The 26,975-nt window shown below is 41.7% G+C and carries 25 protein-coding genes and 1 riboswitch; of the genes, 17 read left to right on the top strand and 8 right to left on the bottom strand.

Going from position 1 to position 26,975, the window contains the following annotated elements; genetic code table 11:
- Positions 1-23 precede the first annotated feature (23 nt).
- Positions 24-974 carry a LysR family transcriptional regulator gene (locus O1D97_RS18565; protein ID WP_269127692.1) on the bottom strand — a complete coding sequence of 317 codons (951 nt, stop codon included), beginning with the start codon at positions 972-974 and terminating at the stop codon, positions 24-26.
- Between the two features lie 141 nt (positions 975-1,115).
- Here O1D97_RS18565 and O1D97_RS18560 point away from each other — a divergent pair, with 141 nt between their 5' ends.
- Entirely contained in the window at positions 1,116-1,706 is a 591-nt protein-coding gene (locus O1D97_RS18560) for an FMN-dependent NADH-azoreductase (RefSeq protein WP_269127690.1), read from the top strand.
- A 98-nt stretch (positions 1,707-1,804) separates the two neighbouring features.
- On the opposite strand, the gene O1D97_RS18555 is transcribed toward O1D97_RS18560, so the two are convergent.
- On the bottom strand, positions 1,805-3,970 hold the full coding sequence (locus O1D97_RS18555; protein WP_269127688.1) for a helix-hairpin-helix domain-containing protein: 2,166 nt from the start codon (positions 3,968-3,970) through the stop codon (positions 1,805-1,807).
- Positions 3,971-4,298: 328 nt separating this feature from the next.
- On the opposite strand from O1D97_RS18555, the gene O1D97_RS18550 reads away from it, so the two are divergent.
- The gene (locus O1D97_RS18550) at positions 4,299-4,697 is read left to right on the top strand and encodes an H-NS histone family protein (RefSeq protein ID WP_269127686.1); all 399 of its coding nucleotides are present in this window, start codon (positions 4,299-4,301) and stop codon (positions 4,695-4,697) included.
- A gap of 78 nt (positions 4,698-4,775) precedes the next feature.
- Here O1D97_RS18550 and ettA read toward each other — a convergent pair whose 3' ends face one another.
- Positions 4,776-6,437 carry an energy-dependent translational throttle protein EttA gene (gene ettA, locus O1D97_RS18545; RefSeq protein WP_269127685.1) on the bottom strand — a complete coding sequence of 554 codons (1,662 nt, stop codon included), beginning with the start codon at positions 6,435-6,437 and terminating at the stop codon, positions 4,776-4,778.
- Between the two features lie 150 nt (positions 6,438-6,587).
- The gene (locus O1D97_RS18540; protein WP_269127684.1) at positions 6,588-7,499 is read right to left on the bottom strand and encodes a DMT family transporter; all 912 of its coding nucleotides are present in this window, start codon (positions 7,497-7,499) and stop codon (positions 6,588-6,590) included.
- 151 nt (positions 7,500-7,650) lie between these two features.
- On the opposite strand from O1D97_RS18540, the gene nrdR reads away from it, so the two are divergent.
- The 7 genes from nrdR (at position 7,651) to O1D97_RS18505 (ending at position 13,166) form a co-directional block, all read left to right on the top strand.
- Positions 7,651-8,139, top strand: a complete 489-nt coding sequence (nrdR, locus tag O1D97_RS18535) for a transcriptional regulator NrdR (protein ID WP_269127683.1) — start codon at positions 7,651-7,653, stop codon at positions 8,137-8,139.
- Complete coding sequence (ribD, locus tag O1D97_RS18530; RefSeq protein ID WP_269127682.1) at positions 8,139-9,287, top strand: bifunctional diaminohydroxyphosphoribosylaminopyrimidine deaminase/5-amino-6-(5-phosphoribosylamino)uracil reductase RibD; 1,149 nt, start codon at positions 8,139-8,141, stop codon at positions 9,285-9,287. The genes nrdR and ribD overlap by 1 nt, the downstream gene beginning before the upstream one ends.
- Before the next feature lie 140 nt (positions 9,288-9,427).
- The gene (ribBA, locus tag O1D97_RS18525) at positions 9,428-10,546 is read left to right on the top strand and encodes a bifunctional 3,4-dihydroxy-2-butanone-4-phosphate synthase/GTP cyclohydrolase II (RefSeq protein ID WP_269127681.1); all 1,119 of its coding nucleotides are present in this window, start codon (positions 9,428-9,430) and stop codon (positions 10,544-10,546) included.
- A gap of 46 nt (positions 10,547-10,592) precedes the next feature.
- Positions 10,593-11,069, top strand: coding sequence for a 6,7-dimethyl-8-ribityllumazine synthase (ribH, locus tag O1D97_RS18520; protein ID WP_269127680.1), 477 nt, complete (start codon positions 10,593-10,595; stop codon positions 11,067-11,069).
- 8 nt (positions 11,070-11,077) lie between these two features.
- A complete protein-coding gene (nusB, locus tag O1D97_RS18515) occupies positions 11,078-11,578 on the top strand; it encodes a transcription antitermination factor NusB (RefSeq protein WP_269127679.1) in 501 nt (166 codons plus the stop codon).
- A 125-nt stretch (positions 11,579-11,703) separates the two neighbouring features.
- A complete protein-coding gene (thiL, locus tag O1D97_RS18510; protein ID WP_269127678.1) occupies positions 11,704-12,654 on the top strand; it encodes a thiamine-phosphate kinase in 951 nt (316 codons plus the stop codon).
- A gap of 32 nt (positions 12,655-12,686) precedes the next feature.
- Positions 12,687-13,166, top strand: coding sequence for a phosphatidylglycerophosphatase A family protein (locus O1D97_RS18505; RefSeq protein ID WP_269127677.1), 480 nt, complete (start codon positions 12,687-12,689; stop codon positions 13,164-13,166).
- Positions 13,167-13,237: 71 nt separating this feature from the next.
- On the opposite strand, the gene O1D97_RS18500 is transcribed toward O1D97_RS18505, so the two are convergent.
- The 3 genes from O1D97_RS18500 to O1D97_RS18490 form a co-directional block, all read right to left on the bottom strand.
- Entirely contained in the window at positions 13,238-14,044 is an 807-nt protein-coding gene (locus tag O1D97_RS18500; protein WP_269127675.1) for an amino acid ABC transporter permease, read from the bottom strand.
- A gap of 61 nt (positions 14,045-14,105) precedes the next feature.
- Positions 14,106-14,906: a transporter substrate-binding domain-containing protein gene (locus O1D97_RS18495; RefSeq protein WP_269127673.1), complete on the bottom strand. Its 801-nt coding sequence runs from the start codon at positions 14,904-14,906 to the stop codon at positions 14,106-14,108.
- Positions 14,907-14,934: 28 nt separating this feature from the next.
- Positions 14,935-15,615: an energy-coupling factor ABC transporter permease gene (locus O1D97_RS18490; RefSeq protein ID WP_269127672.1), complete on the bottom strand. Its 681-nt coding sequence runs from the start codon at positions 15,613-15,615 to the stop codon at positions 14,935-14,937.
- 38 nt (positions 15,616-15,653) lie between these two features.
- Positions 15,654-15,786: riboswitch (cobalamin riboswitch) on the bottom strand.
- 198 nt (positions 15,787-15,984) lie between these two features.
- Here O1D97_RS18490 and O1D97_RS18485 point away from each other — a divergent pair.
- The 8 genes from O1D97_RS18485 (at position 15,985) to O1D97_RS18450 (ending at position 25,225) form a co-directional block, all read left to right on the top strand.
- A complete protein-coding gene (locus O1D97_RS18485) occupies positions 15,985-16,785 on the top strand; it encodes a hypothetical protein (RefSeq protein ID WP_269127670.1) in 801 nt (266 codons plus the stop codon).
- Positions 16,782-17,234 (top strand): ribosomal protein S18-alanine N-acetyltransferase, encoded by a 453-nt coding sequence (rimI, locus tag O1D97_RS18480; RefSeq protein ID WP_269127669.1) that lies wholly within the window; start codon positions 16,782-16,784, stop codon positions 17,232-17,234. The genes O1D97_RS18485 and rimI overlap by 4 nt, the downstream gene beginning before the upstream one ends.
- Before the next feature lie 23 nt (positions 17,235-17,257).
- Complete coding sequence (locus O1D97_RS18475) at positions 17,258-17,809, top strand: DJ-1 family glyoxalase III (protein WP_269127668.1); 552 nt, start codon at positions 17,258-17,260, stop codon at positions 17,807-17,809.
- Positions 17,810-18,073: 264 nt separating this feature from the next.
- Positions 18,074-19,204 (top strand): glutamine-hydrolyzing carbamoyl-phosphate synthase small subunit, encoded by a 1,131-nt coding sequence (carA, locus tag O1D97_RS18470; protein ID WP_269127667.1) that lies wholly within the window; start codon positions 18,074-18,076, stop codon positions 19,202-19,204.
- A gap of 17 nt (positions 19,205-19,221) precedes the next feature.
- The gene (gene carB / locus O1D97_RS18465; protein ID WP_269127666.1) at positions 19,222-22,434 is read left to right on the top strand and encodes a carbamoyl-phosphate synthase large subunit; all 3,213 of its coding nucleotides are present in this window, start codon (positions 19,222-19,224) and stop codon (positions 22,432-22,434) included.
- A gap of 2 nt (positions 22,435-22,436) precedes the next feature.
- Positions 22,437-22,913 (top strand): transcription elongation factor GreA, encoded by a 477-nt coding sequence (greA, locus tag O1D97_RS18460; protein WP_269127665.1) that lies wholly within the window; start codon positions 22,437-22,439, stop codon positions 22,911-22,913.
- 180 nt (positions 22,914-23,093) lie between these two features.
- A complete protein-coding gene (locus tag O1D97_RS18455) occupies positions 23,094-24,677 on the top strand; it encodes an Lcl domain-containing protein (protein WP_269127664.1) in 1,584 nt (527 codons plus the stop codon).
- 2 nt (positions 24,678-24,679) lie between these two features.
- Positions 24,680-25,225, top strand: coding sequence for an Lcl C-terminal domain-containing protein (locus O1D97_RS18450; RefSeq protein WP_269127663.1), 546 nt, complete (start codon positions 24,680-24,682; stop codon positions 25,223-25,225).
- Positions 25,226-25,317: 92 nt separating this feature from the next.
- Here the strand turns inward: O1D97_RS18450 and pgi are convergent, their stop codons facing one another.
- Positions 25,318-26,964 carry a glucose-6-phosphate isomerase gene (pgi, locus tag O1D97_RS18445; protein ID WP_269127662.1) on the bottom strand — a complete coding sequence of 549 codons (1,647 nt, stop codon included), beginning with the start codon at positions 26,962-26,964 and terminating at the stop codon, positions 25,318-25,320.
- Positions 26,965-26,975 lie beyond the last annotated feature (11 nt).

Genomic DNA, 26,975 nt, shown 5'->3' with positions numbered 1-26,975 from the left:
CTCCAAATAAATGCAACATCAAGTTATTTATATAGATAGCTTGATGTTAGCTTTAATTGCTTTTCGATTTCTTTAGACGTAGGGCAAGGTGCTGATTCTGTTTGTAATATGTCTAAAAACAGTTGTGTGGCTGGCCCAGTTCTTTCCCCTTTTCCAAAAATAGCAAACAGATTGACTGACTTATAAGCCCCAGATACCAAGGGTAAGGCTTTTAAATGACCACTTTCTAGTTGTTTGCTGATCTCAGATGTTGGTAACCAAGCAAAACCGATCCCGCTGATGACAATTTCTAACGCGGACTGCAGACTTGATACTGTCCAACGTCGCTCTGAGCCTAGCCATCCTGCGTCTTTTTTATTTTCTTTGGATGAATCTCGAATGACGATCTGTAACTCATTGGATAGACGTTCATTGGTAATCAGCTCCATTTCTGTAAATAGTGGGTGATTTGGTGCGGCGACAGCTAAAAAGCTGACTTCTATGATGGAATCGGCTAGGTAACCGGTAGGAACGAATGGGCTAATGACCAGGTCTGGAGTCCCTGTTAGGAGCGCTTCTTCCGCACCTCCTAATACCGTTTCTTTTAATTCAACAAGAGTGCCTTGGCTTTGAGGTTCAAAACGTTTCAAGGCTTTTAGCAGTGGGAAAGTTGGAAAAGCGGCATCAACGACGAGCTCAATTTCGGGTTCCCAACCTTTCCCTAAAGTATGTGCTAATGACTCTAAGTCAATCGCTTCTTTTAATAAATGTCGTGAACGTTTTACCAAAACATTGCCCCTATCCGTCAATTGCGCTTTACGGCCTTCAATCACTAATAGTGGAAAGCCGAGTTGTTCTTGGAGTTTGGCAACGGTATAGCTTATCGATGATTGGCTTTTATGAAGCGCCTCGGCGGCTTGTGCAAAACCGCCGTGATCGACAACGGCTTGCAATACTCGCCATTGCTCTAATGTGACTCTTGGGGCTTTTGACATGTTTTGTCTCCTTTTCTCTTTGATAAAGTATCGTATTTTTCGATCATTATCTGCTAAATTTTACGCTATTAGATCAGATAATTAGACGTTATGATGTTTTTATTCCGTTGAAACCATTCTTTTTATATTGAGGAAGACAAAATGAAAACATTACTTCGAATCGATTCCAGTGCATCAGGCCAAAACTCCACGTCACGTCAATTGTTGGATGAATTTGTTGCTAACTGGCTACAGAAGAACCCATCAGGGAAGGTCATCGCTCGTGATGTTGATGCGAACCCTTTGCCCCATTACACTCATGAGGTATTAGGCTCTCTTTTTACTCCAGAAGAGCAACGAAGCGACGCTCAGAAGGCGATTGTTGCGGTCGGTGATACACTGATAAAAGAATTAAAGAGTGCAGATGTTATTGCAATCAGTGCTCCTATTTATAACTTTTCCATTCCATCTACTCTAAAAAGCTATTTTGATTATATTTCTCGCGCCGGTGAAACCTTCAAATACACAGAAACGGGTCCTGTTGGCTTATTGTCTAATGAGGCGTACGTGTTTACAAGCAGTGGTAGCTTTTTAGAAGGCACACCTTATGATCATCAGATGCCTTATATTAAAACCTTTTTATCTTTCCTAGGGATAAACTTGGTAGAAACCTTTACCGCTGGTGGTCAAGCTATGGGAGAAGCCGGGCAACAGGCTCTTGAAAAAACCAAAGCGTCAATCTCAGCGCTTTAGTCAATTCATTCTAAGTCGTTGTAATCATCTCCTTTTAGGTCTCTTAAACTTTACAAAATAGAGACCTAAAGGCGTTTTTTGAGGTTTTTTATTAGTTGCTACAAACCAAATGCCTTGAGGCTGATTCGTTTTCGCTTTACATCTACTTCTAACACAGAGACCTTTACTACTTGCCCTACTCTTACTAGCTCTCTTGGATCTTTTACAAACCGATCAGAAAGTTGAGAAATATGGATAAGTCCATCTTGGTGTACACCAATATCTACGAATGCACCAAATGCCGCCACATTAGTGACCGTTCCCTCGAGTACCATTTCTGGTTTTAGATCTTCCATTGAATGAATATCTTGTCTAAACGTCGCATAAGTGAATTTAGGTCTAGGGTCGTGTCCTGGCTTTTCAAGTTCTGTCAGGACATCGCTAAATGTATAGTCATCTATCTCAGGAAAAAGCGCTCTTTGTTGCTTCACCTCAGTAATAAGCGGCGTATTTTCTATTAGCTTGTCCACGGAAGTGCGTAGGCTTTTCGCCATATTTTCAACTAAAGCATAAGATTCTGGGTGAACGCCAGATGCGTCAAGGGCATACGTTGAAGAAGGCAGTCTTAAAAATCCTGCACATTGTTCGAAACATTTATCGCCAATACCGGACACTTTTTTTAAGTCGTAACGGGAGCGAAATGCCCCTTCTTTATTTCGATGATGCACTATGTTCTCTGCTAACCTAGGGGTTAATCCCGATACAAAGCTTAACAAGCTTGATGAGGCTAAGTTCAGGTTCACTCCAACCCTATTAACGCAATCCTCTACAACGGCTTTAAGGGCGTGTATAAGTGCACTGTTTTTAAGGTCGTGTTGGTATTGTCCAACTCCGATAGCTTGCGGTTCTATTTTGACTAGTTCAGCGAGTGGGTCCTGTAGTCTTCGAGCGATGGATATGGCCCCTCGGATAGTTACATCAAGGTCAGGAAATTCCTCTGAGGCGATAGCAGAAGCGGAATAAACTGAAGCGCCTGCTTCACTAATAATAACGGATTGGCAGCTTAGGTTATTTTCTTTAATCAATTTTTTTATTAATAGATCGGTTTCTCTTGAGGCCGTGCCATTGCCAATTGCAATGAGTTCAATATTATTATTTTTAATTAATTGTAATAATGTTTTATTGGCTTGATCGATTTTATTCTGTGGAGGGTGTGGGTATATCACAGCATGATCACTACACAGTCCTTTATTAGTAACCGCTGCAATTTTTACTCCATTGCGAAACCCTGGGTCAACACCTAATATTGCCTTTTGCCCTGCTGGTGGCGCCATCAATAAATCCGATAGGTTGTTTGCAAAGACTTCAATCGCTTTCGATTCCGCATTGTTTTTTAATTCTGATAATATGTCGCTTTCCAATTTAGGTAAGATTTTTTCTAGCCAAGCCTTTTCTAAAACTTCTTTTTTAAATGCAGAGAGTTTTGTTATAGTTTGGTTGCTTTCATATAATTGAATGATTGCTAGATCTTTGAGTAAAAAGAATGGAAAAATATTTTCTTCTGTATCAAATGAAATGCTTATTCTTAGGATGTTTTCTTTCTTGCCTCTCAAGAGAGCCATCATTCGGTGAGGAGACATTCTTTTTATTGATTCACTGAAATCAAAATAATCTTGAAACTTCTCTCCAACCTCTTTTTTGCCTCGAATAACTCTACTTTTTATAACGCCTTGATCTAATAGATTTTTTCTTATTTCTGCTATTAAAGGAATATGTAGGCTTAAGGACTCGCATAAAATATCCATAACGCCAGAATAGGCGTCTTCTGTGGAGATTTTTAGTTGATTATTTGAACACCATAGTTGAACGTTTTTAGGATGAAAAGTATCCCATTGCTGCCAACTAAGTTCCGCTAGAGGTGCTAGGCCTTTTTGACGAGCAATATCGGCCTTACTTACTTTTGATGATTTATAAGGAGAATACAATTCTTCAAGCTGACTTTTTGTTTCAGATTCTAATATGGCTTTGTGAAGTTCGCTAGATAGCTTCTTTTGTTCAGATAGGTTATTTAATATAAAGGCTTGTCTGTGTTCAAAATCTTCCAAATATTGCCACCTATCATAGAAGTCGCGTAATTGAATGTCGTTCATGCCTTCTGTTATTTCTTTTCTATAACGGGCAACAAAAGGGACAGTTGACCCATTTTTAAACAGGTCGATTGTTTTTTCTACGGCGCTTTGAGATATAGAAAACTCTGAAATGAGTTTTTTTAGGATGTTAGACATATATAATCACATTCCTTACACATTTATGGCAATACTTATAGAAAGTTCGTTAGATATTTTGTTAATAATTTATTAAAATCACATAAAGAAAATAAAGTAAGATATAATTACTTCGTGTATGTTTTTTATAAGTTTCAATATGTTTCTTAAAATTATATCTGAGCGAGTAAAAAGTTACTTAAATACGTGAATGATTACCACACTATTTTCCCTGTCATTGTACCTGACTTTGAGCAGATAAACGGACTTAATGAACGGTGAACTTACTAAGGGAAGTAAAGCGCGTTGTTTTAAAACGTTCCATTTATGAAATGTATAGAGGTTTTGTATGAATTTATTACTTGAACTTGCTGGAAATAAAGCAAAAGCGCGAGCGGCCGCAAAAGAGCTAACGATTCCTCAATTAGAAAATTTAATTGCGGGTTTTAATAATGCATTAGTAAAACTAAAAGAAGAAGAAGCATTAGTAGCAGAACAAGAAGCTGAAAAAGCAGCGGCAGCAGGCAAGATTGCACAGTTGATTGCTGACAGTGGGCTAACAATGGAAGAGATTGCCATGCTTTCTACTCCAAGAGCCACAGTGACCAAAGGTAGAACCGTTGATCCTAAATACCGCCTTGAAGTTGAAGGTGAAGTGTATGAGTGGACTGGTCGTGGTCGTACCCCAAAAGTATTCCAAGAATATTTTGATAAAGGGAATAGCAAAGAAAGCTGCATGATTAAATAAGTTGTCTTAGTTATAAAAAAGCCCGCATAATGCAAGTTATGCGGGCTTTTTGTTACCAACTAATCCTACTAAGAGGAATTACGCATCAATACGTTTGTATTTGATACGAGTTGGTGTGGCGTCGTTGCCGGTACGTTGTTTGTAGTCGGCTTCGTATTCGGCGTAGTTACCTTCGAAGAACACCGCTTTTGAATCGCCTTCGTACGCTAGAATATGTGTTGCGATACGGTCAAGGAACCAACGGTCATGGGAAATAACAATCGCAGCGCCAGGGAAAGCAAGTAATGCGTCTTCTAGTGCTCGTAAAGTTTCCACATCAAGGTCGTTGGTTGGCTCATCCAGTAGTAATACGTTGCCGCCTTCTTTAAGTAATTTCGCAAGGTGCAAACGGTTACGCTCACCACCAGACAAATGCTTAACCAATTTTTGTTGATCGGAGCCTTTAAAGTTAAAGCGACCGATATAGGCACGAGAAGGGACTTTATAGTTGTTTACCGTGATCATGTCTTGGCCGTCAGCAATTTCTTCGAAAACGGTTTTATCACCATCCAGTTCACGCATTTGATCGACATACGCTAATTGTACAGTTTCACCAATTGTGACAGTCCCAGTATCTGGTTGTTCGGTACCCGCAATCATTTTAAATAGAGTTGATTTACCAGCACCGTTACCACCAACGACACCCACGATTGCGCCTTGCGGTACCACCATGTTGAAGTCTTCTAGCAGCATCTTGTGTTCGAAGCTTTTGCTCACGCCTTCGATTTCGATGACTTTCGAACCAAGACGTGGTCCTGGTGGAATATACAACTCGTTAGTTTCGTTACGGTCTTGGAATTCTTGAGAGTTCATCTCTTCGAATCGAGCTAAACGAGCTTTGGATTTAGACTGACGGCCTTTAGCGTTTTGGCGAACCCACTCAAGTTCCGATTTAATGGCTTTTTGGTGAGAGGCTTGTTGTTTCGCTTCTGTTTGTAGTCGAGCGTCTTTTTGCTCTAACCAAGAAGAGTAGTTACCTTCGTATGGAATGCCGTGACCACGGTCAAGTTCCAGAATCCAGCCTGCTGCGTTGTCTAGGAAGTAACGGTCATGGGTGATAGCCACAACAGTGCCAGGGTAATCTTTCAAGAAGCGTTCTAGCCAAGCCACGGATTCCGCATCCAAATGGTTAGTCGGCTCGTCGAGAAGGATCATGTCTGGCTTGTTTAGCAATAGACGACAAAGGGCAACACGGCGACGTTCACCACCGGAAAGGTGCTCAACGCTTGCTTCCCAAGGTGGAAGACGAAGTGCATCGGCTGCGACTTCAAGCGCGCGCTCTAGGTTGTGACCCTCTTTGGCTTCGATCAAGGCTTCAAGTTGACCTTGCTCTTTTGCTAGCGCATCGAAATCTGCATCTGGCTCAGCATATTCAGCGTAAACTGCATCCAAACGCGTCATGGCTTCGATAACGTCAGTAAAGGCTTCTTCTACAATGCCGCGCACGTTCTTCGTTGGGTCAAGGTGAGGTTCTTGTTCTAAGTAGCCGATTTTAATTCCCGGCATCGGGCGAGCTTCACCATTATGTTCCGTGTCTACGCCTGCCATAATTCTTAGTAAAGTCGATTTACCAGAACCGTTGAGACCGAGAACACCAATTTTGGCACCTGGAAAAAATGAAAGAGAGATGTCTTTTAATATTTCGCGCTTCGGCGGGACAACTTTCCCAACGCGATTCATGCTATATACGAATTGAGCCATATGAAATAATGCTTTTTTAGGTTAATAGGACTGTATTTAGGTATCGAATATAAAGAAATAAATATCTAAAACAATAGTCATTACAGGATAACACAAGGGAGAAAAGGGAAAAATATACTCCTTGTTGAGAACGTTAAAAAAGACATGAATTTACAACAGTATAATCATTGAGGCACCTACAACGACAAGTAAAGCGCCAATCCAAGCGCCAAAGGCTGGTCTCTGGCCTGTGGTTAACCAAATGGCTGGTAGAATTAACACTGGGGTGGTCGCTGATAGCGTGGTGACGATGCCAACGTTCCCTTTACCTATGCCCCATACTAAAACGCTCATGCCGATGACCATACCTATACAAGCCATGAGTACTAAGCGACCGTATTCAATCAATGGTGTCGATCGAAAAGTAAAAGTGTCGGCCAAAGAGGAGTGTCTCTTATAGTATAAGTTATAAGCAAGGGTCAGGGCGATGGCTCCCACACTTACTCGAATTGCGGAAACGGCTATGGTATCTGCACCGGCTAATAATGCCGGTTTACTTAATAACGCTCCAGATGCTTGACCCAACGCGCCACCTAATGCCATTAAAATACCGATATAGAGTTTTCCCTTCGTTTCTTCCCATGAATGTTCTTGTGCTTTTCGTTTACCAAAAAGGATGGCGACAATGACCCCAATCAATACAAGAGTGCATGCAAACAGCTCGATTAAGGATAAGCTCTCATTTAAGAGAAGCCAGCCAAGGAAAATGGAAATGGGGGCGTTGGTTGCGAATAAGACCCCCGTTCTTCTAGGGCCTAAGCGTGAAACAGCGGCAAAAAGTAATGAGTCACCAATAAAAATCCCCGTTAAACCAGATAAAACTAAATAACCGGAGTGAGTCCAAATGGCTTCGTCAAAGCGGTTACCTATCATGCTAACGAATAATAAAATAAAGGCCGCAATGATTATGCGAAAGGTATTAAAGCGCATTACCCCAAATGTGGTGATGAGCTTTGGTGCCATGAGGCTGGATAGTGTCCAGCATAGAGCAGCAACTAGACCGGATAACTCAACAAATGTCATGTAGAATCCTTGCTAAAGTAGCGTCCTAAGAAGGCCCTTAAGGAGCATGAGAGGTAGCTATATTAGTGTCGGATTGGTATCATTTGCAAGTTGAAATATCCTGTTATTAAAATAGGAAATCATTCTTTTTAGATAGGCTTTTGGAATCAATATGAGATGCCCTTTCTGTGGAGCACACGACACCAAAGTTGTCGACTCACGTCTAGTTTCGGAAGGCGCTCAAGTTCGTCGTAGACGCACTTGTAATGTCTGTAATGAACGTTTTACAAGTTTTGAAGTCGCTGAACTACAGATGCCTCGTTTAATAAAAAGCGATGGTAGTCGAGTGCCATTTGATGAAGAAAAAATGCGCAATGGTATTCTTAAGTCAATTGAAAAACGCCCTGTAAGCATGGAGGAAATTGAAACCTCTATCTCCCGAATTAAAGAAAAAATGCAAGCAACCGGTGAGCGAGAATTGCCGTCTATGTGGTTAGGTGAGGCGGTAATGGATGAACTGCAATCGTTAGATCAAGTTGCTTATGTACGCTTTGCTTCTGTTTATCGTAGTTTTAAAGATATTAGCGAATTTCGTGATGAAATTGAGCGCCTAGAGAAAAGTGAAAAAAATAAATTGCTTGCATCAAAGGAAACAAGATAATGCTTCAGTCACATGAATTTTGGATGGCTCAAGCCTGCCAACTCGCTCGTAAAGGATTATACACAACGCACCCTAATCCAAGAGTGGGTTGTGTCCTAGTAAAAGAGGCACAAAAAATCGGTGAAGGCTTTCATCTTAAAGCAGGAGAAGCCCACGCTGAGATTAATGCCCTTAATTCGACGGAGGTAGATCCTACTGGTGCAACGGCCTATGTGACACTTGAACCCTGTAGTCATCAAGGGAAAACAGGCCCTTGTGCCGAAGCCTTGATAAAAGCAAAGGTGAAAACGGTTGTTTTTGGTATGCAAGATCCTAATCCAGAAGTGGCTGGTAATGGTTTGAATAAGCTTAAGGCGGCAGGAATTGAAGTAATAGGTCCTGTTCTAGAGCTTGAATGCGCACAATTAAATCCTGGTTTCATTAAACGTATGCAAGAAGGGCTACCTTTTGTTCGACTTAAAATGGCGATGAGTTTAGATGGTCGAACGGCTATGGAATCCGGAGAAAGCAAATGGATAACAGGACCGGATGCACGTATGGATGTGCAACGTTTACGAGCGAAGAGCGACGCTATTATTACAGGCATTGGCTCAGTATTAGCGGATGATCCTAGTATGACGGTTCGCATAGACTCTCAAGACAATGAAGTTGACCCTAAAACAGTACGCCAACCAAAGCGTATTGTGATGGATACGGCACTTTCGATTACTCCTGAATCGAAAATTCTTTACCCGACCCATCAAGTAGAAATATTTTCAATAAAAGAAGAAATTGAAGAAGAGCATTGGCTTACTTTATCAAAAAAAGGCGTGCAAGTTTCATTTGTAGATCGTGGTGAAGATGGCCGTATTGATTTGATCCATGTGATGGAGCAATTGGCAGATCAAGGCATTAATGAAGTTTTAGTTGAAACAGGCTCAGAATTAGCTGGGAGTTTTTTGCAGCAAGGTTTAGTTGATGAAGTTGTGGTTTATATGGCGCCAAAACTAATGGGCTCTTTGGCTAGGCCATTATTTCAACTACCTATTGAGTCTATGGACGAGGCGGTAGATTTAACAATTCAATCTGTTCGTCAAGTTGGTAATGATTTACGAATCGTTTTTGTTCCTCTTTATCTAGATGAAATGGAAGACGAAATCGATGGATAATAGATAAAAAGAGAAAAGCGAACGATAATCTAAGAGTCGCTACTGGACCTATTTGCTTTACTATAGGTGTCTAAATTTATAAGTAGGCGAGTAATGAGCGTTTTTCATTGACTGTGTCTAAGCTTAAAGTGGATAAAATTATGGCAATTAATACAATTGAAGAGATTTTAAGTGATATCCGTCAAGGTAAGATGGTTATTTTGATGGATGATGAAGACCGTGAAAATGAGGGCGATCTTATTGTTGCAGCAGAATGCATTACGCCTCAAATGATCAATTTTATGGCGGTACATGCACGCGGTTTAATTTGCTTAACGCTAACAAATGAGCGCTGTGAGCAATTAAAACTGCCTTTAATGGTAAATAACAATGGGGCGGCTTTTTCCACCAATTTTACTTTGTCGATTGAAGCAGCAGAAGGTGTTACTACCGGTATTTCTGCCGCAGACAGAGCGTTAACGGTTAAGCGTGCGGTAATGGCCAATGCAAAACCAGAAGATATCGTTCAACCGGGTCATATTTTTCCATTAATGGCTCGTCCTGGTGGCGTCCTAAGCCGTGCAGGTCATACAGAAGCCGGTTGTGATTTAGCTAGAATGGCAGGGTACGAAGCCGCCTCTGTGATCGTTGAAATCATGAATGACGATGGCACTATGGCACGTCGACCTGATTTAGAAAAGTTTGCCGAGAAACATGATTTAAAAATTGGTACAATTGCGGATCTTATTCATTATCGTACATTGAACGAAACCACAATCCAGCGTGAATCAGAAGAAATTATTCAAACTGAATCCGGTGAGTTCAATATGATTACTTATCGTGACACGGTTCATGGTTTGTCTCATTTAGCGTTTGTGAAAGGTCAACCTAAAGCAGATATCCCGACTTTTGTGCGTGTGCATGTTCCTGATTTGGCTAGAGATTTAACTGGCGCAGTTACTAATGCGAGTAAACAAAGCTGGTCTATGCATAAAGCCATGCAATATATTGGCGAGCAAGGTGAAGGAGTGGTGTTGTTGGTGGATACAATAGATAAGCCAACTGACATGGCAGCTCGTTTTGCGGCTTCTTTGAACCCTCCGAGTGGAAAAGGCTCTGATAAAAGTGGTTCTGGTATGTATTTAACAGTTGGCACCGGTTCTCAGATACTAAAAGATTTGGGAGTTGGAAAAATGAAGTTATTGAGTTCGCCAATGAAGTACTCATTAACCGGATTTGATTTAGAAGCGGTGGAATTTATTCCATACGAAGGCAATTAAGGCAGGCAGTCGAGTTTAATTCGATCCGCATGCGGTAGAGGAAAATATGAAAGACATTAAAGTGTACGAAGGCCATTTTGCAGCACCAGGCGCAAAATTTGCGTTGGTTGTTGGTCGTTTTAACAGCTATATTGTAGAAAGTTTAGTTGAAGGGGCGGTAGACACATTAGTGCGTCATGGCATCCGTAAAGAAGATATTATTATTGTTCGTGCTCCTGGGGCGGTTGAAATCCCAGTAGTAGTGCAAAAAGTAGCGAAAAAAGGTGAATTTGATGCCATCATCGCATTAGGTGCGGTTATTCGTGGTGGTACACCACACTTTGAATATGTTGCTGGTGAATGTGTGAAAGGCTTAGGTTCTTTAGCGTTAGAATTCAGTATTCCTGTTGCTTTTGGTGTCTTGACAGTTGATACCATTGAACAGGCCATAGAGCGTGCAGGTACGAAAGCAGGTAATAAAGGCGCTGAAGCCGCTTTATCCGCTCTTGAAACAGTAGCTGTATTGCGTAGCTTGGATAATTGAGGAACACAATGAGCGAAGTAGATAAATCTACCCAACAAAAAACGGAATCTAAGCCAAAAGCGAAGAAACCATCCCGTTCGCAATTACGCAGTGCTTCACGAAGCTTTGCCTTGCAAGCCGCCTATCAATGGCAAATGAATCAGACTCCAGTAAATGAGATTGAAGCTCAATTTACTGTTGATCATGATTTGGGGACATGTGATAAAGTCTACTTCCGTGAATTAATTCAAGGTGTAACTTTTAATGCTAAAAAATTAGATGACTTATATGAAACTTTGCTGGACCGCCCTCTATCAGAGTTGGATCCAATAGAGTTGACTATCCTGCGTATTGGTAGCTTTGAGCTGTCTGAGCGTTTGGATGTTCCGTATCGAGTTGTGATTAATGAAGGCGTTGAGTTAGCTAAGTCCTTTGGGGCAACAGAGAGTCATAAATACGTTAATGGAATTTTAGACAAGCTTGCTCAACGAGTGCGTCGTGAAGAAATTGCCGCACGTCGTGAAAGGTAAGCATTAGTTTCTGAATAAAAAAACCATCATTATGATGGTTTTTTTATGTTTAGAATTAGGCGACGGTGAGGTAAATTAACCATTATTGTCTAATAAAACGTTAGGCGGTATTTAGAGATGCAACTATGAAAGAGTTTGAGCTTATCCAGCATATATTTAAAGCGTCTTCGATGGCAAATATTGAAGGTCGTAGAGATATTTTACTGGGGATAGGTGATGATTGTGCACAGGTAAACGTGCCAGCAGATCAAACCTTGGTATTGTCAATGGATACCTTGGTTGAGGGACGGCATTTCCCCTATGATGCAGACCCTTCGGCGATAGGATATCGAGCCGTTGCCAGCTGTGTAAGTGATTTGGCGGCAATGGGAGCAAGACCGTCTTTTTTTACCTTAGGGTTGACTTTACCTCACTCGGATCCGCAATGGTTATCGGCTTTTGCGGAAGGGATGGCTGAACTTGCGGAACCTATTGGCTTACTGTTGGTGGGTGGTGATACAACTAGAGGCCCCTTAACGATTACTTTACAAGTTCATGGATATGTCGAAGCTGCACTGATAAAAACGCGATCTCAGGCAAAATTAGGGGATGATATCTATGTGACTGGGGTGCTTGGAGATGCGGCGGCGGCGGTGCCTATTGTTACGGACGAAATCATTGTGGCGAATGACTTATATGATTACTTCTATGAGCGTTACTGGCGGCCGACACCTCGTCTCATTGCGGGTATGGCATTAAAGCGAGTAGCTCATGCCATGATGGATATCTCTGATGGGCTGGCTCAAGATATTCAACATATATTGTTGGCATCCAATGTTGGTGCGGTGCTTCAAGGGAATCAAATTCCAATATCTGATTTCCTTCGCGATTGGCAGCCTGATAACGCTTTAACGATCGCATTGACGGGGGGCGATGACTATGAACTTTGTTTTACAGCGCCTAAATCAACGAGAGAAGAAATTAGTTTAATTACTCAGACATTGCACCTACCTTGTTGTCGAGTTGGAGAAGTTGTGGAAACAGGTTTTTCTATTGAAGGATATGCTGGTGACTTAGAGGGGTGGCAACATTTCTAATATTAATTTTGAAAAAGAAAAGAGGTTTTTTCATGGCAGATAAAGTTCCCCGTTCCGTATGGCGTAATCCAGTGCATTTTTTGGCCTTTGGTCTGGGGTCCGGAACGGTAGATAAAGCGCCGGGGACCTTTGGCACCTTGGCGGCGATTCCTATTTATTTATTAATGCAACATTGGACTGATCTGAACTATCTGATCATGTTAATAGTGACGTTTATTGTCGGAATTTATCTGTGTGATAAAACCTCTAAGGATCTGGGGGTGCATGATCATTCTGGGATTGTCTGGGATGAGTTTGTTGGTTTCTGGATTACTATGTGGATGGCCCCTGAAGGTTGGTTATACATAATAGTGGGGTTTGTTCTGTTTAGAGTGTTCGATATATTAAAACCTTGGCCTATTTCTTGGTTGGATAAAAAGGTGGAGGGAGGCTTTGGTATTATGATTGATGATGTACTTGCGGGTGTGTTTGCTTTACTGGCGCTACAAGGATTGATTCATCTCGGTATCTAATGGCGACCATTTATCACCATTAAAAACGAAAGCGAAGGGTCGCCTTCGTTTTTAATAACTCTATTTACAGATTAGTGTTTTTCATTACGTCGTAAATAGCCTTCAAGCCCTCTAATGGTTAACGACAAGCTGAGAGTAAGAACCAGGTACATAAACGCGACGACGTTATAAGTCTCGAAAAACTGAAAGGTGGATGCACTGTATACCTTACCCATTTGAGTAATGTCCTGAACACCTAAGACAGATACTAAAGCGGAGTCCTTTATCATAGCAACAAAGTCATTACCCAAAGGAGGTAAAATCTTTTTAATTGCTTGAGGGAAAATGATAAAACGAAATCGCTGCCAGCCACTGAGCCCTAACGCTTTACCCGCTTCAATTTGTCCTTTATCTATTTCTTGGATGCCTGCACGAAATACTTCTGCAAGAAAGGCGCTATAGCTGATGCTTAGTGCGAGTATGGCTCGCCACACCATATTAAAGTCTCGAGTTCTAGCGGCTGAAATAAGGCCATTTTCTATAAAACCCTGCAGGGCCCAATTATAAAATTTGATAATTTCAGGTGCGCCCACAAAGGCAATATAAAATAAAATGACAAGGACAGGGATGCCGCGAATAATTTCAACATAGAAGGTTGCAATTTGGCGTACTATGGCAAAACGAGAAAAACCAGCAAGCGCGACAAAAAGACCTGCAAGGGTGGCGAGGCTGAATGCGATGAGAGTAACACTAATGGTCGTCCACAGGCCTTTGCTTAAGGTGTTAAATATCTGTGCATAGTTTTCATCTGAAACGATATTCCAACTTAAAAGTAAGCCGATAATTACCGTAAAAAGCAGCCACCAAGGAAGGGTCGATAAAGAGCGTTTTTTAATCATAAGGCCTAATTGCGTAGGCCACTTTAAAAAGTGGCCTACTAAATAGAAAGTTTAGAAAGGGTTAGTGTTGATAATCAAAGAACCATTTTTGATTCAACGCTTCTAAAGTTCCATCTTCTTGCATACTCTTGATAGCGGCATTAATAGCCGGTGTTAGCTTGGATCCTGGAGTTAGAATAAAGCCAAACTCTTCCGTTCCAAGAGGATCACCAACTAATTTAAAGGTCCCCGGGTTCGCTCCCATGTAGCCTTTTGCAGATGAAGCGTCCATGAGCACCATGTCAACATCACCTGTTTTTAATGCTTGTACTGAGGCGCCGAAGGTTTCAAAGAGCTGTATACGGCTGTTGTTTTCATCTCCATCTAATACATTGTAAACGGCAACATAAAAATTGGTTGTGCCTGGTTGCGCACCAATCAGTAAGTCGCTGTCTTTAGCAAAGCTGGTATGTTCGCTAAAGCGAGATTCGTCTTGGCGAACTAGCATGAATTGCTGTGAAATCATATAGGGGACAGAAAAATCAATTTCTTTTTTACGTTCATCATTGATCGTAATGCCATCCATTCCTACATCAAACTGCCCTTGTTTGACCGCTTGAATCATAGAATCCCAACTGCTTAATTGCCAATCTACCTTTGCATTTAAGCGATTCGCAATTTCGTTAAAGGCGTCGTATTCCCAACCGATTCCATTGCCCGTTTCTGGGTCAATAAAATTGAGAGGTGTGTAGGCATTCTCAGTAACCGCGACGATAACTTGACCGTTTAAATCCGGTAAAGACGTTTCGCTGGCGACAGATTGAGCTGAAAATATGGCTGAAGCAGAGATTGCAGCGGCAGTAAAAAAAGTAGATAAATTCATAATGTCCCTTAAAAAGACGCGTTACTATTTAAGCTTGAGAAGCATACAGGCGTTTTTCAAATAGAGCGGAAACGCTGAAATTACACAACGTTTTTGCTAATGCTAATAGACCTAAGTCGACCAGTGGCTCAAGTAAGATAACGCTCAAATAAGCTCCAGAGAAAGTGGCAACAGAGATTAGGTTACTTGCTTCAAGCCCTTGACCGTAAATGGCCCAAAACGCGACCCAAGCAATGATGCCACCTTGATAGGCGAAAGACAATTTTAATGTCTGTGAATAGTTTAAATCCACATATTTTGTATTCTGTGGAATAATTCGTTTTGCTAATTCCGACATAACAAATAATGGTAGTAATAAGGTAGTAACATTCATTCCATATTGCGGTAGGTCAATGGGGGCAAAGAACATACCTTGTATCAATAGGCCACCCATTAAGCCAATGCCAGCGGCGGCAGGGCCTAGAAGTAGAAATAGGGAAGAGCCTAAAATCAAATGGACTTCAGAAACACCAACTGAATGGTGAATAAACAATTCAAAAAAAGCAAAAACAGCAATAACAGACATAAGGCTACGAATGGCTAACTTGCTGATCCCCTCTTCTTTAATGGCTTTAAGTGAGGCGCGTGCGACCAGCCCCAAAGAGACGGTTGCCGTAGCATAGCTTAGTAATAATTTGGCGCCAGTAACGAGTTCTGGTTCAATGTGCATGTGATTATACTCCGTAAATTACACTCACCCGTGTAATGATTTTAGGTGTCGCTAAGGCCGGTCTCCAGACTATTGATTGCAGTAATCAATTCACTGTTGCGGGGGCAGTAACAGGTTTGCACTGTTTTCCCGTTTCACTTTATAAAAAGCACCTTAGGACTAGGCATTGGAATTATAGCGGCTTTTTTTACTGAAGGTTATGAAAAGTCATCCGCTCATTATGAAAGTTATGCGATTTTCATAAATCTATGATTCGTCGAAGCGGATATACTGTTATGATTAAGCTGATTTTTGATCTTACTATCACGAATGTATTTATGAAAAGTGAGTTTACTGTGTTTTTTTATTTTGAAGTCGATGTAACATCTAATGCAAGATAATGCGTCTCAACAGGCTTATTGCTTGGAGCGGATGGGCGTTGTTAGTTGGTTGCCTAAATCAGCTGTAGTGAGTGAATTAACGTTATCCCGCCCTATTTCCCCATGGGATACTGAGCTTACGTCTTCTATATCAGAAGATAACTGTCCCACCAGTCATGATGAAACGGCAACCGGTTTTGCTTTGAACTCGGTTGTTTCATCATCAATGGATATGGAAGTTACTCAAAAGACCGTTGCTGGCCTAAAAGAAGAGCTTTTATCTAACTCGTCAGTGATTGTTGAAGACTTGCAGCCCATAGAAGAGTTGGCTGTCGATATCGCACCGCAAACCGTATTTGATGAAACACTAGTACATGATATTTGTATTCAGCTTTATGTGGTTGAAAAGCGGTTGATTATTTTGACTCAGGTGCCAAAAGCATTTGATGACTTTAATGAGATTGAACAGTTAGCTTTAAAAATGTCTCAAGCCTTGTTAAGGCAAACAACGGACGAATGGGTATCGGCTCGTTTCTCTTGGCCAGATAAGCTACATAACCCTTATTTTATTGAAAACACAGACTGGATGTTAAGTGCTCTTGATAGCTTTATCGAACGATATTTAGATGGGCTTGACAGACCTGTTATGATTGTTGCAGGTACTCAAATACAAAAAATGGTTTCTTCTTTACGGCCAGAAGCCCCTATTATGTCTTTTCCACGAGCTGATATTGTGAGTTTACCCGAGTTATACCGAATTCCAGAATTGAAGCGAGAGGCGTGGGCGGCAATGAAAAAGGTGATGGAGTGAAAGTTCGAGCGGCTTGTTTTGAAGATGTGGGTGCGATTACTCAATTAGACAAAGAAGCGAATACTCATCCATGGGGGGAGAAGCTAATTAAAGAGGCTCTAGTTTCTCGTCATAACTGGGTCATTGAAGGTTCAGAAAACGGCCAACTTTTGGCTTGGTTAACGGCCTCTCGCATATTGGATGAGTCCGAGCTTGAGCTTATTGTTGTTGCTCCTAGTGCTCGTCGCCAGGGATATGCTCATAAACTGATGCTCCATTGGCTTTCTGAAATGATGACGGCGTCAGTGAGTCATTTTATACTCGAGGTGAGAGAGTCGAATCAAGCGGCCATTTCTCTGTATTTACAAATGGGGTTTGTTCAAGTTGGTCTTAGAAAGCATTATTATTCCTCTCCTGCTGAGCATGCGTTATTGATGAGCCGGCTTCCTGAAGATCATATCGATGTTTAACCATTAATTGAAAGGATAAGATAATGACGACTTTACTAGTGCCAATTGCTGATGGCAGTGAAGATATTGAAACCGTTACTATTATTGATGTATTGCGCCGAGGTGGCGTTGAAGTTGTTGTTGCCAGTGTTCATGATAGGAAGATGATAAAAGCCGCTCGAGGCTCGAACATTGAAGCCGATGTTTTACTTACTGATGTGGCGGATACCATGTTTGACGCCATTGCTCTTCCTGGAGGGATGCCAGGGGCTGAGCACTTAAGAGACAGTAGTGTGTTAATTGATATGTTAGAAAAGCATGATATACACGACGCTTTACTCGCCGCTATTTGTGCCGCCCCTGCGTTAGTTTTAGGAACACATGGTTTTTTAGTGGATAAACAAGCAACGTGTTACCCTGGGTTCGAGACAGGTCTCACAGGGGCTGATTATGTATCGGATCAACCGATTGTTATGGATGGTAATATTTTAACCAGTCAGGGGCCAGCTACTGCCATGACGTTTGCATTAGGACTATTAGCAAACTTGAAAGGGTATGATGTTGCGCAAGAGGTCGCTGATCAGCTTTTATGTTAATTGAATTTTAGTTCTTGACGATAAAGTTAATCCTGACTTTTAGGTCAGTTAAAATGACGATCAATTATGCAAAAACGCTCGAAAATAATGGCTTTTTAGTGGATATTTTCGTCATCTAAGAGTAAAATTGTTAAGATTTTTGGGCGCATCAAGGCAAGTTTTCTTGCCCGCTTTGCCCATTGCAGAAATTCCTAAAAAGCGAGATGAACCAGAGTGTTCGTCTCGCTTTTTTGCAACCTGAAAGGCTTAAAATGGGAGGTTCCTTTGGCAACATCAGCAATTCTTGCTCTTGAAGATGGCACTGTATTTAAGGGCGTGTCGATTGGAGCAGATGGCTCATCGACCGCTGAGGTAGTATTTAATACCTCAATGACTGGTTATCAAGAAATACTAACTGACCCTTCCTACGCACGACAAATCGTCACTCTAACGTATCCTCATATTGGTAACACTGGCGTTAACCCAGAAGATGAAGAATCAAATAATGTCTGGTGTGATGGTCTAATTATTCGAGATTTACCTCTTGTGGCGAGTAGTTGGCGTTCTGAAGAGACTCTGGATGCTTATTTAAAGCGTAAAGGCGTTGTGGGTATTGCGGATATTGATACACGTAAATTAACTCGTATTTTACGTGAAAAAGGGTCTCTTGCTGGTTGTATCATGGCTGGAGATAATATTTCTGAAGCCGAAGCTATTTCCCAAGCAAAAGCCTTCCCTGGATTGAAAGGGATGGATCTAGCAAAAGAAGTAACGGTTAAAGCGCCCTACGAATGGACTGAATCCACTTGGGATTTAGTCGCTGGGCATACTACACCAAGTGAATTTGCATTCCATGTGGTTGCTTATGATTTTGGCGTTAAGCGTAATATTTTAAGAATGTTGGTTGAGCGTGGTTGTCGTCTAACGGTTGTGCCAGCACAAACACCAGCAAGTGACGTATTAGCTCTTAATCCTGATGGTGTATTTTTATCAAATGGACCAGGTGATCCAGAGCCGTGTGATTACGCTATTGCGGCGATTAAAGAAATTCTAACGAAGAATATCCCTGTGTTCGGTATTTGTTTAGGTCATCAGCTACTGGCATTAGCAAGTGGTGCAAAAACTAAAAAGATGAAGTTTGGTCATCATGGTGCCAATCATCCAGTGCAAGACGTTGAAAAAGGCACGGTAATGATTACTAGCCAAAACCACGGTTTTGCAGTTGATGAAGAGGGTATGCCTGAGTATTTGAAAGTAACACATAAGTCGTTATTTGATGGCTCTTTACAGGGTATTTCTCGTACAGATACGTCAGCGTTTAGTTTTCAAGGTCATCCTGAAGCCAGCCCTGGTCCACATGATGTGGCACCTTTATTTGATCAGTTTATCGATAATATTAAAGCGAACAAAGCCTGATTGGGGACGAACATACTATGCCAAAGCGTACTGATATAAAAAGTGTATTGATTTTAGGTGCCGGTCCGATTGTAATTGGTCAGGCATGCGAGTTTGATTATTCTGGAGCACAGGCGTGTAAAGCGTTACGTGAAGAAGGTTACAGAGTTATTCTGGTTAACTCCAATCCTGCCACCATAATGACTGATCCAGTGATGGCGGATGCGACTTATATTGAACCTATTGAGTGGCAAACGGTTGAGAAAATTATTGAAAAAGAACGTCCTGATGCCGTACTGCCTACAATGGGTGGTCAAACAGCATTAAACTGCGCGCTTGATTTAGAGCGTCATGGCGTTTTAGAAAAATATAATGTTGAAATGATTGGTGCTACCGCGGACGCAATTGATAAAGCGGAAGATCGTAATCGTTTCGACCAAGCTATGAAGGCGATTGGTCTTGAGTGTCCTCGTGCGGGCATTGCTCACAGCATGGAAGAAGCATTGAAGGTACAAGCAGAATTAGGTTTTCCTTGTATTATTCGTCCTTCCTTCACCATGGGTGGTACCGGTGGTGGTATTGCATACAACATGGAAGAGTTTGATGAAATTTGTACTCGTGGTTTGGACTTATCTCCGACCAATGAGTTGCTAATCGATGAGTCCTTGATCGGTTGGAAAGAATATGAAATGGAAGTGGTTCGTGATAAGAACGACAACTGTATTATTGTATGTGCCATTGAAAACTTTGATGCCATGGGTGTACATACGGGCGATTCTATTACAGTTGCTCCTGCGCAAACGCTTACGGACAAAGAATACCAAATCATGCGTAATGCATCGCTTGCTGTGTTGCGTGAGATTGGTGTAGAAACGGGCGGTTCGAACGTACAATTTGGTATGGACCCGAAGACAGGGCGCCTGGTTGTTATCGAAATGAACCCTCGTGTATCTCGTTCTTCTGCGTTGGCTTCTAAAGCGACAGGCTTTCCAATTGCAAAAATCGCTGCGAAACTGGCTATTGGCTACACTTTAGATGAATTGCAGAATGACATCACAGGTGGCCGTACGCCAGCCAGTTTTGAGCCTGCCATTGATTATGTTGTAACTAAAATTCCACGCTTTACGTTTGAGAAATTCCCTACGGCGAATGATCGACTAACGACACAGATGAAGTCGGTTGGTGAAGTAATGGCAATAGGTCGTACTTTCCAAGAATCGTTGCAAAAAGCATTGCGCGGTTTAGAAGTGGGCGCAGACGGTTTTAATCCTCAATTGGATTTTAATGAAGAGAATTCCAAAGAAAAATTAATTCGTGAGCTGAAGACTCCTGGTGCTGACCGTATTTGGTACATTGGTGATGCTTTCCGTTTAGGCCTTTCAATAGAAGAAGTTTACGAACTGACTGGTGTTGATCACTGGTTCTTGGTTCAAATCGAAGACTTAATTAAAGATGAAGCTTCTTTGTCTGATAAGGGGTTGATTGACTTGAGCTATGATGTGATGCGTGGCTTGAAGCGTAAAGGTTTCTCAGACTCTCGTCTTGCTCAATTATTGGATGTGACTGAAAAATCGTTAAGAGAGCGTCGCTATCTACTTGATGTTCATCCAGTGTATAAGCGTGTGGATACCTGTTCGGCTGAATTCGCTACAGATACCGCTTATATGTACTCTACTTATGAGGAAGAGTGTGAAGCTGAGCCAACAGACCGTCAAAAAGTGATTGTTTTAGGTGGTGGGCCTAACCGTATTGGTCAAGGTATTGAATTTGATTACTGTTGTGTGCATGCGGCTTTGGCTCTGCGTGAAGATGGTTATGAAACCATTATGGTTAACTGTAATCCTGAGACCGTTTCTACTGACTATGATACCTCTGACCGTTTATATTTTGAGCCAGTAACCCTAGAAGACGTATTAGAAATCGTGCGTAAAGAAAAGCCAATGGGGGTGATTGTTCAATTTGGTGGCCAAACACCGCTAAAAATTGCGCGAGCATTGGAAGCGGAAGGCGTGCCAATTATTGGAACGACACCAGAAGCCATTGACCGAGCAGAAGATCGTGAACGTTTCCAAAGTATGATTCAGCGACTAGGCTTTAAACAGCCAAGGAATGCGACGGTTCGTAGTACGGATCAAGCGATCATGAAAGCGTCGGAAATTGGTTATCCTCTTGTTGTGCGTCCTTCTTATGTTTTGGGTGGACGTGCCATGGAGATTGTTTATAACGAATCTGAATTAGTCCGTTATATGACAAATGCAGTGAAAGTATCGAATGATAGTCCTGTTCTATTAGATCACTTCTTGAATGCCGCCATTGAAATGGATATTGATTGTATCTCTGATGGTAAGCAGGTTGTGATTGGTGGCATTATGCAACACATAGAGCAAGCGGGTGTTCACTCTGGTGATTCCGCCTGTTCATTGCCTCCGTATTCTCTGTCTGTTGAAGATCAAGATGCTATTCGTGTAATGATTAAAAAAATGGCTCTAGAGTTAGGGGTCATTGGTTTGATGAATACACAACTTGCATTACAGGATGGTGAAATATACGTCATTGAAGTAAATCCACGAGCTTCTCGTACGGTGCCATTTGTGTCTAAGTGTATCGGTCGTTCTTTGGCTCAAGTTGCGGCTTTAGTTATGTCTGGTAAATCGTTAGATGAGCTTGGCTTTACTGAAGAAATTATCCCAAGTTACTTTAGTGTTAAAGAAGCGGTATTCCCATTTAATAAATTCCAAGGTGTTGATCCTATCTTAGGCCCAGAAATGAAGTCTACAGGTGAAGTTATGGGTATCGGTGATACCTTTGCTGAAGCGTTTGGTAAGGCTGTTTTGGGTGGCGGTACTGTGCTGCCAACTTCCGGTCGTGCTTTTATAAGTGTGCGAGATATGGATAAAGAAAAATCTGTTGCCGTCGTTGAGCGCTTAATATCTTATGGTTTTGAGGTTGTTGCAACGGGTGGCACGGCGAAATTCTTAGAAGATAAAGGGATTTCAGTTGTAAAAGTAAATAAAGTTAATGAAGGTCGCCCTCATATTGTCGATATGTTGAAAAATGGTGATATTGACTACATTATTAATACAACGGAAGGTACGCAAGCGATTGCGGACTCATCGGTTATTCGCCGTACAGCATTACAGCGCAAGGTTTGTTACACTACAACGCTGGCTGGTGCAGAAGCGACAAGCTTGGCGATTGGCCTTAAAGGGGAAACTAAGGTAAGAAGATTGCAAGATTTGCATTTGGGGTAATAATGAGAAAAGTACCAATGACAGTTGTTGGCGAAGCAACACTTCGTGAAGAATTAAACAACTTGAAAACTGTCCAGCGTCCTCGAATCATTGCTGATATCGCGACAGCTCGTGAACACGGTGATTTAAAAGAGAATGCGGAATATCATGCTGCACGAGAAGAGCAAGGCTTTGCTGAAGGTCGTATAAAAGAGATCGAAGGTAAGCTTGCTGATTCTCAAGTTATCGACGTCAAAACGATTCCTTACACGGGAAAAGTAGTGTTTGGCGCTACCGTTACCTTATTTAACGTGGATACGGAAGGTACGGTTGTTTATCGTATAGTTGGGGATGACGAGGCGGATGTTAAGAAAAAACAAATTTCTTACGCATCTCCTATTGCAAAAGCGATTATCGGTAAAATGGAAGGCGATGAAGTAACTATTAAAATTCCAAGTGGTGAAGTGATCTACGAAATAGAGAAAGTAGAACACATTTAATAGTTGTTTATTAGGTTGGCAATTTAGAAAAGCAGAGTGAGTTTAATCACTCTGCTTTTTTTTGTTTTAAATAAAGAATAGCCTTGTTATGTCGATACGCTTTAGTAGTGTGTTTATAGGTTTGAATGATGGGCATACTTTGAGCTCATGTATCTATTGTTGCTGAATTACAAACGTTGAGTGGATTATGAAAACTTTTTTTGGATTTTCCCTATTGTTATTGTTTTTGGCTTGCTTGGTTGTGGTACGCCAGAAGGGGGTAGTGATAATAGCTCATCATCAGAAGGGGGAACGGATACTGGTACCGTAGAAGATAATGCCGGGACAGATGATGCAACAAGTGAAGAGGTTTCGTCTGGAGACAACGCTGTTAGCTTGCCTAAGACTGTTGGTTCACTCAATGCTGCGGCTAAAAATGAGGCCGTAGATTTGTCTTGGTCTGCGGTCGATGGGGCCGCAAGTTACACGGTTTATTACGCGCTAGAAAGTATGGCTGGACTATCTAGTTTATCCGAGGTTGTTGCTTTGGCTGATGGTCGTATTATCGGTAGTCTTTCAGGCGTAAGCTCTGAAGTTACCGGATTGACAAATGGGAGTGAGTATTTCTTTACAATCACTGCCGTCAATAATGTTGGTGAGAGTGGCCGAAGTGCTGAAGTAAAGGCAACGCCTGCAGCGGATAATGGCTCCCCACAAAATTTGATGGCCGTAGCCGGAAATCAGAGCGTTGAGTTAACCTGGACTGAAGTGGAGAATGCTTCTTCATATAATTTGTATTATGCGACAGAAAGTTTTTCGACATTATCTGATGTCGTGAATTATGCGTCTTTAGAAACCGGGACATTTGTAGAGGGCAATGTATTAACGTCGACCACTGTCGGTGGTTTAGTGAATGACCTCCCTCATTTTTTTGTAGTAACCGCCATAGTTTCTGGTATCGAAGGGTTGATAAGTAATGAAGCCTCCGCGACACCAAAGGCCGCGGCTTCGGGGGTTACTTCCGCCTCATTGAATGATACCGGAATTGATTTCGGTATTGATTTTCCAGATTATGCGACTAATTCGAATGCAACTGGAAATCATAATGCAGATTGTAGCGGTACATTTTTTGAGCTACAGGATTGTTCAGAAGGGTTAGATGCTACAAATAATGATAATGAAGATGGGGCTGTCGGTTTTAACTATACTAAGCTGGATTCATTGGGGTCACCTTTAGAGAAGGACGCTCCCTTTTGGAATTGTGTTCAAGATAATGTTACTGGCTTAGTGTGGGAAGTTAAGCAGGGAGGTAACGGCTTTAAGGCGGATCAAGGTCTGCATGATATAGATGATATCTTTAGTTGGTATAACTCTAATACCGCTGAAAATGGTCGTGATCCTGGGAATGATGATACTCAGTCGGCTGCGTGTTTTGGTTATACATCGGACGATGAAAACTTGTGTAATACTCAAGCATTTGTCGAGCGCGTAAATACAAGTAAGTTATGTGGTCTTGAAAACTGGCGCATGCCAACACCCAGTGAATTACTCGGGTTAGTGCATTTTGGAAATAGTTCTCCATCTATTGATACTGAGTATTTTCCTAGTATTGCTTCAGGTGCTAAGTTTTGGACCAATGGTACGGACCCAGAAAATACAGAGAGTCATAAAGCGTGGGTGGTTTTGTTTGATGTAAAAAATGCAGCAACACTTACCTCTGGTAGCCTTCTTCTATCTGAATCTAAGGTTGCAGGACGTTCTGTTCGTCTAGTGAGTGGGGAATGATTATGTGGACAAGAGTGGTTAACGTTATCTTTTTAGGTTGCCTGGGGTATTGGTCGTCAGCTTATGCTGAGCAACAGGTGAATTGTAAACCAGACAATCTCGTTGCTAGCACGCCAACGACGCGTTTTATATTGAATGCAGACGCAACCGTTACCGATTTAAAAACACGTTTAATGTGGAAGCAATGCCCTGAAGGTTTGTCTGGAGATAGTTGTTCGGAAGGTAGTGTAGATACGGCATTTTGGGATGTCTTTTTAAGAAGTATTGAAATTTTAAATTCGGGAGAAGGTTTTGCTGGATTTAATGATTGGAGAATGCCTAACGTTAAAGAGTTGAGGTCAATTATTGAGGCGCAATGCTACCGACCTGCTGTGAATTTAGCTGTGTTTCCCAATACTCCTATCGTTAGTTTTTTTACCTCTACTCCGGTAAAAGATGTTTTTCGTGACAATATATGGACTGTTGAATTTATTCATGGGAGAGTCGAGGCAAAGCGTTTAAATTTTTCTGCGTCACTTAGATTAGTGCGTAATGTTGATGCAGAGTGAGTGCATGATTCTGCAATAAAAAAACACCCACTTTTGAAGTATAAAGGTGGGTGTTTTTTTGGACTAAGGTAAATCTATTTATGCTTGTCCAACTAAGATTGTGCCTTCTTGAACGCAGCTATTAAATTTTGAGTGGAGGGGTCAAGAGCTGAATTATCAGAGTTAGATGCTAATCTTTCGGCTATGTCCGTACCTAGCTCTTTTCCTAATTCTACACCCCATTGGTCAAACGAGTTAATCCCCCAAATCGCACCCTGTACAAACGTCTTATGTTCATATAGGGCGATTAATGAACCAACAGTAAATGGCGTCAGCTTATCTGTTAGTAGAGTGTTACTTGGGCGATTACCTTGAATGACCTTATGAGGTGCCGTTTTCTCAATTTGCTCTGCAGAAGCTCCGCTTTTTTTCAGCTCTTCTTTTGCCTGTGATAACGTTTTTCCTACCATCAATGCTTGTGATTGACTAACGCAGTTAGCGAATAGCTGAGTATGGTGGTCATTGACTGGGTTGTGAGTGGTGAGCGGTGCGATAAAATCTACAGGAACTAAACGGGTGCCTTGATGCAGTAACTGGTGATAAGCATGTTGACCATTTGTACCTGCACCGCCCCAAATAATTGGACCTGTATCTATTTCTGTTGCGGACCCATCCTGTAGGTTAGCTTTACCATTGCTCTCCATGTCGAGCTGTTGGATGTGGGCAGGGAGAGCTCTTAAATAATGGTCATAAGGGATAAGCGCATGTGATTGAGCTCCATAAAAATTGCTATACCATATACCTAGAGTACCCATGATTACTGGAAGGTTTTCTTCTAATGGGGCCGTCTGAAAGTGGCTGTCCATTTCGTGGGCGCCTTTAAGGAGTTCACGGAAGTTTTCCATACCGACAGCAACGGCAATCGGTAAGCCAATGGCAGACCAAAGAGAATAACGGCCACCAACCCAATCCCACATAGGAAAAATATTTTCTTCCGCGATGCCAAATTCAACGGCTTTTTTGACATTGGAGCTGACTGCGGCAAAGTGTTTATGAACACTGCTTTCTGGTCCTCCATTTCTTAAAAACCATTCTCTTGATGCATTGGCATTATATAGAGTTTCTAAGGTGCCAAAGGATTTAGATGAAACGATGAATAGGGTTGTTTCAGGGTCAAGTTTCTTTAATTTTTCGGTTATATCAGAGCCATCGATATTGGCAATGTAATGCACTCGAATAGTGCTTTGAGCATACGGTTTGAGCGCTTCGGTAACGACTTTAGGTCCTAAGTAGGACCCTCCGATTCCAATCGATACAACATCGGTAATTTTTTTATTTGAGTATCCTCTCCATTGCCCGCTTTGCAGCTGCCAAATGAATTTTTCCATTTGTTTTAGGGTGGATCGTACTTCTGCTAAAACATTATTGCCATCGATCAATAAAGAATCTTTAGCATGGCTTGCTCTTAACGCTGTGTGTAACACGCTGCGATTTTCGGTTGCATTTATATTGTCTCCTCGAAACATTTTCTCTCGGAGAGATTCAATGCTAGCTTCTTTTGCTAGCTTTGTTAGAAGCGAGAAGGTTTTTGATGAGGCGCGATGTTTTGAGAAATCTAACGTCCAGCCAGCGGCTACGGCGGTGCATTTTGTGATTCGGTCGGGTTGAGCGCTAAAAATTTGCTGGATGCTGGTTGCGTCGATTTCCTTACGATGTTCAGATAATGCTATCCAAGCAGATAGATGCGTAGGTGACGTCATTTCTCTCTCCT

This window comes from Marinomonas phaeophyticola (genome assembly GCF_026966905.1).
In the GTDB taxonomy this organism is placed as follows: domain Bacteria; phylum Pseudomonadota; class Gammaproteobacteria; order Pseudomonadales; family Marinomonadaceae; genus Marinomonas; species Marinomonas phaeophyticola.
This window is presented reverse-complemented; position numbering and strand designations above follow the sequence as displayed.

What these genes read in the sequence shown, in the direction of transcription:
- O1D97_RS18560 (WP_269127690.1), top strand. Translation starts at nt 1,116, where the DNA reads ATGAAAACATTACTTCGAATCGATTCCAGTGCATCAGGCCAAAACTCC.
- O1D97_RS18475 (WP_269127668.1), top strand. Translation starts at nt 17,258, where the DNA reads ATGACGACTTTACTAGTGCCAATTGCTGATGGCAGTGAAGATATTGAA.
- carB (WP_269127666.1), top strand. Translation starts at nt 19,222, where the DNA reads ATGCCAAAGCGTACTGATATAAAAAGTGTATTGATTTTAGGTGCCGGT.
- O1D97_RS18555 (WP_269127688.1), bottom strand. Translation starts at nt 3,970, where the DNA reads ATGTCTAACATCCTAAAAAAACTCATTTCAGAGTTTTCTATATCTCAA.
- thiL (WP_269127678.1), top strand. Translation starts at nt 11,704, where the DNA reads ATGAAAGAGTTTGAGCTTATCCAGCATATATTTAAAGCGTCTTCGATG.
- ribD (WP_269127682.1), top strand. Translation starts at nt 8,139, where the DNA reads ATGCTTCAGTCACATGAATTTTGGATGGCTCAAGCCTGCCAACTCGCT.
- O1D97_RS18550 (WP_269127686.1), top strand. Translation starts at nt 4,299, where the DNA reads ATGAATTTATTACTTGAACTTGCTGGAAATAAAGCAAAAGCGCGAGCG.
- greA (WP_269127665.1), top strand. Translation starts at nt 22,437, where the DNA reads ATGAGAAAAGTACCAATGACAGTTGTTGGCGAAGCAACACTTCGTGAA.
- O1D97_RS18500 (WP_269127675.1), bottom strand. Translation starts at nt 14,044, where the DNA reads ATGATTAAAAAACGCTCTTTATCGACCCTTCCTTGGTGGCTGCTTTTT.
- O1D97_RS18495 (WP_269127673.1), bottom strand. Translation starts at nt 14,906, where the DNA reads ATGAATTTATCTACTTTTTTTACTGCCGCTGCAATCTCTGCTTCAGCC.
- ettA (WP_269127685.1), bottom strand. Translation starts at nt 6,437, where the DNA reads ATGGCTCAATTCGTATATAGCATGAATCGCGTTGGGAAAGTTGTCCCG.
- ribH (WP_269127680.1), top strand. Translation starts at nt 10,593, where the DNA reads ATGAAAGACATTAAAGTGTACGAAGGCCATTTTGCAGCACCAGGCGCA.
- nrdR (WP_269127683.1), top strand. Translation starts at nt 7,651, where the DNA reads ATGAGATGCCCTTTCTGTGGAGCACACGACACCAAAGTTGTCGACTCA.
- O1D97_RS18540 (WP_269127684.1), bottom strand. Translation starts at nt 7,499, where the DNA reads ATGACATTTGTTGAGTTATCCGGTCTAGTTGCTGCTCTATGCTGGACA.
- O1D97_RS18490 (WP_269127672.1), bottom strand. Translation starts at nt 15,615, where the DNA reads ATGCACATTGAACCAGAACTCGTTACTGGCGCCAAATTATTACTAAGC.
- ribBA (WP_269127681.1), top strand. Translation starts at nt 9,428, where the DNA reads ATGGCAATTAATACAATTGAAGAGATTTTAAGTGATATCCGTCAAGGT.
- O1D97_RS18450 (WP_269127663.1), top strand. Translation starts at nt 24,680, where the DNA reads ATGTGGACAAGAGTGGTTAACGTTATCTTTTTAGGTTGCCTGGGGTAT.
- O1D97_RS18565 (WP_269127692.1), bottom strand. Translation starts at nt 974, where the DNA reads ATGTCAAAAGCCCCAAGAGTCACATTAGAGCAATGGCGAGTATTGCAA.
- nusB (WP_269127679.1), top strand. Translation starts at nt 11,078, where the DNA reads ATGAGCGAAGTAGATAAATCTACCCAACAAAAAACGGAATCTAAGCCA.
- O1D97_RS18485 (WP_269127670.1), top strand. Translation starts at nt 15,985, where the DNA reads ATGCAAGATAATGCGTCTCAACAGGCTTATTGCTTGGAGCGGATGGGC.
- O1D97_RS18505 (WP_269127677.1), top strand. Translation starts at nt 12,687, where the DNA reads ATGGCAGATAAAGTTCCCCGTTCCGTATGGCGTAATCCAGTGCATTTT.
- pgi (WP_269127662.1), bottom strand. Translation starts at nt 26,964, where the DNA reads ATGACGTCACCTACGCATCTATCTGCTTGGATAGCATTATCTGAACAT.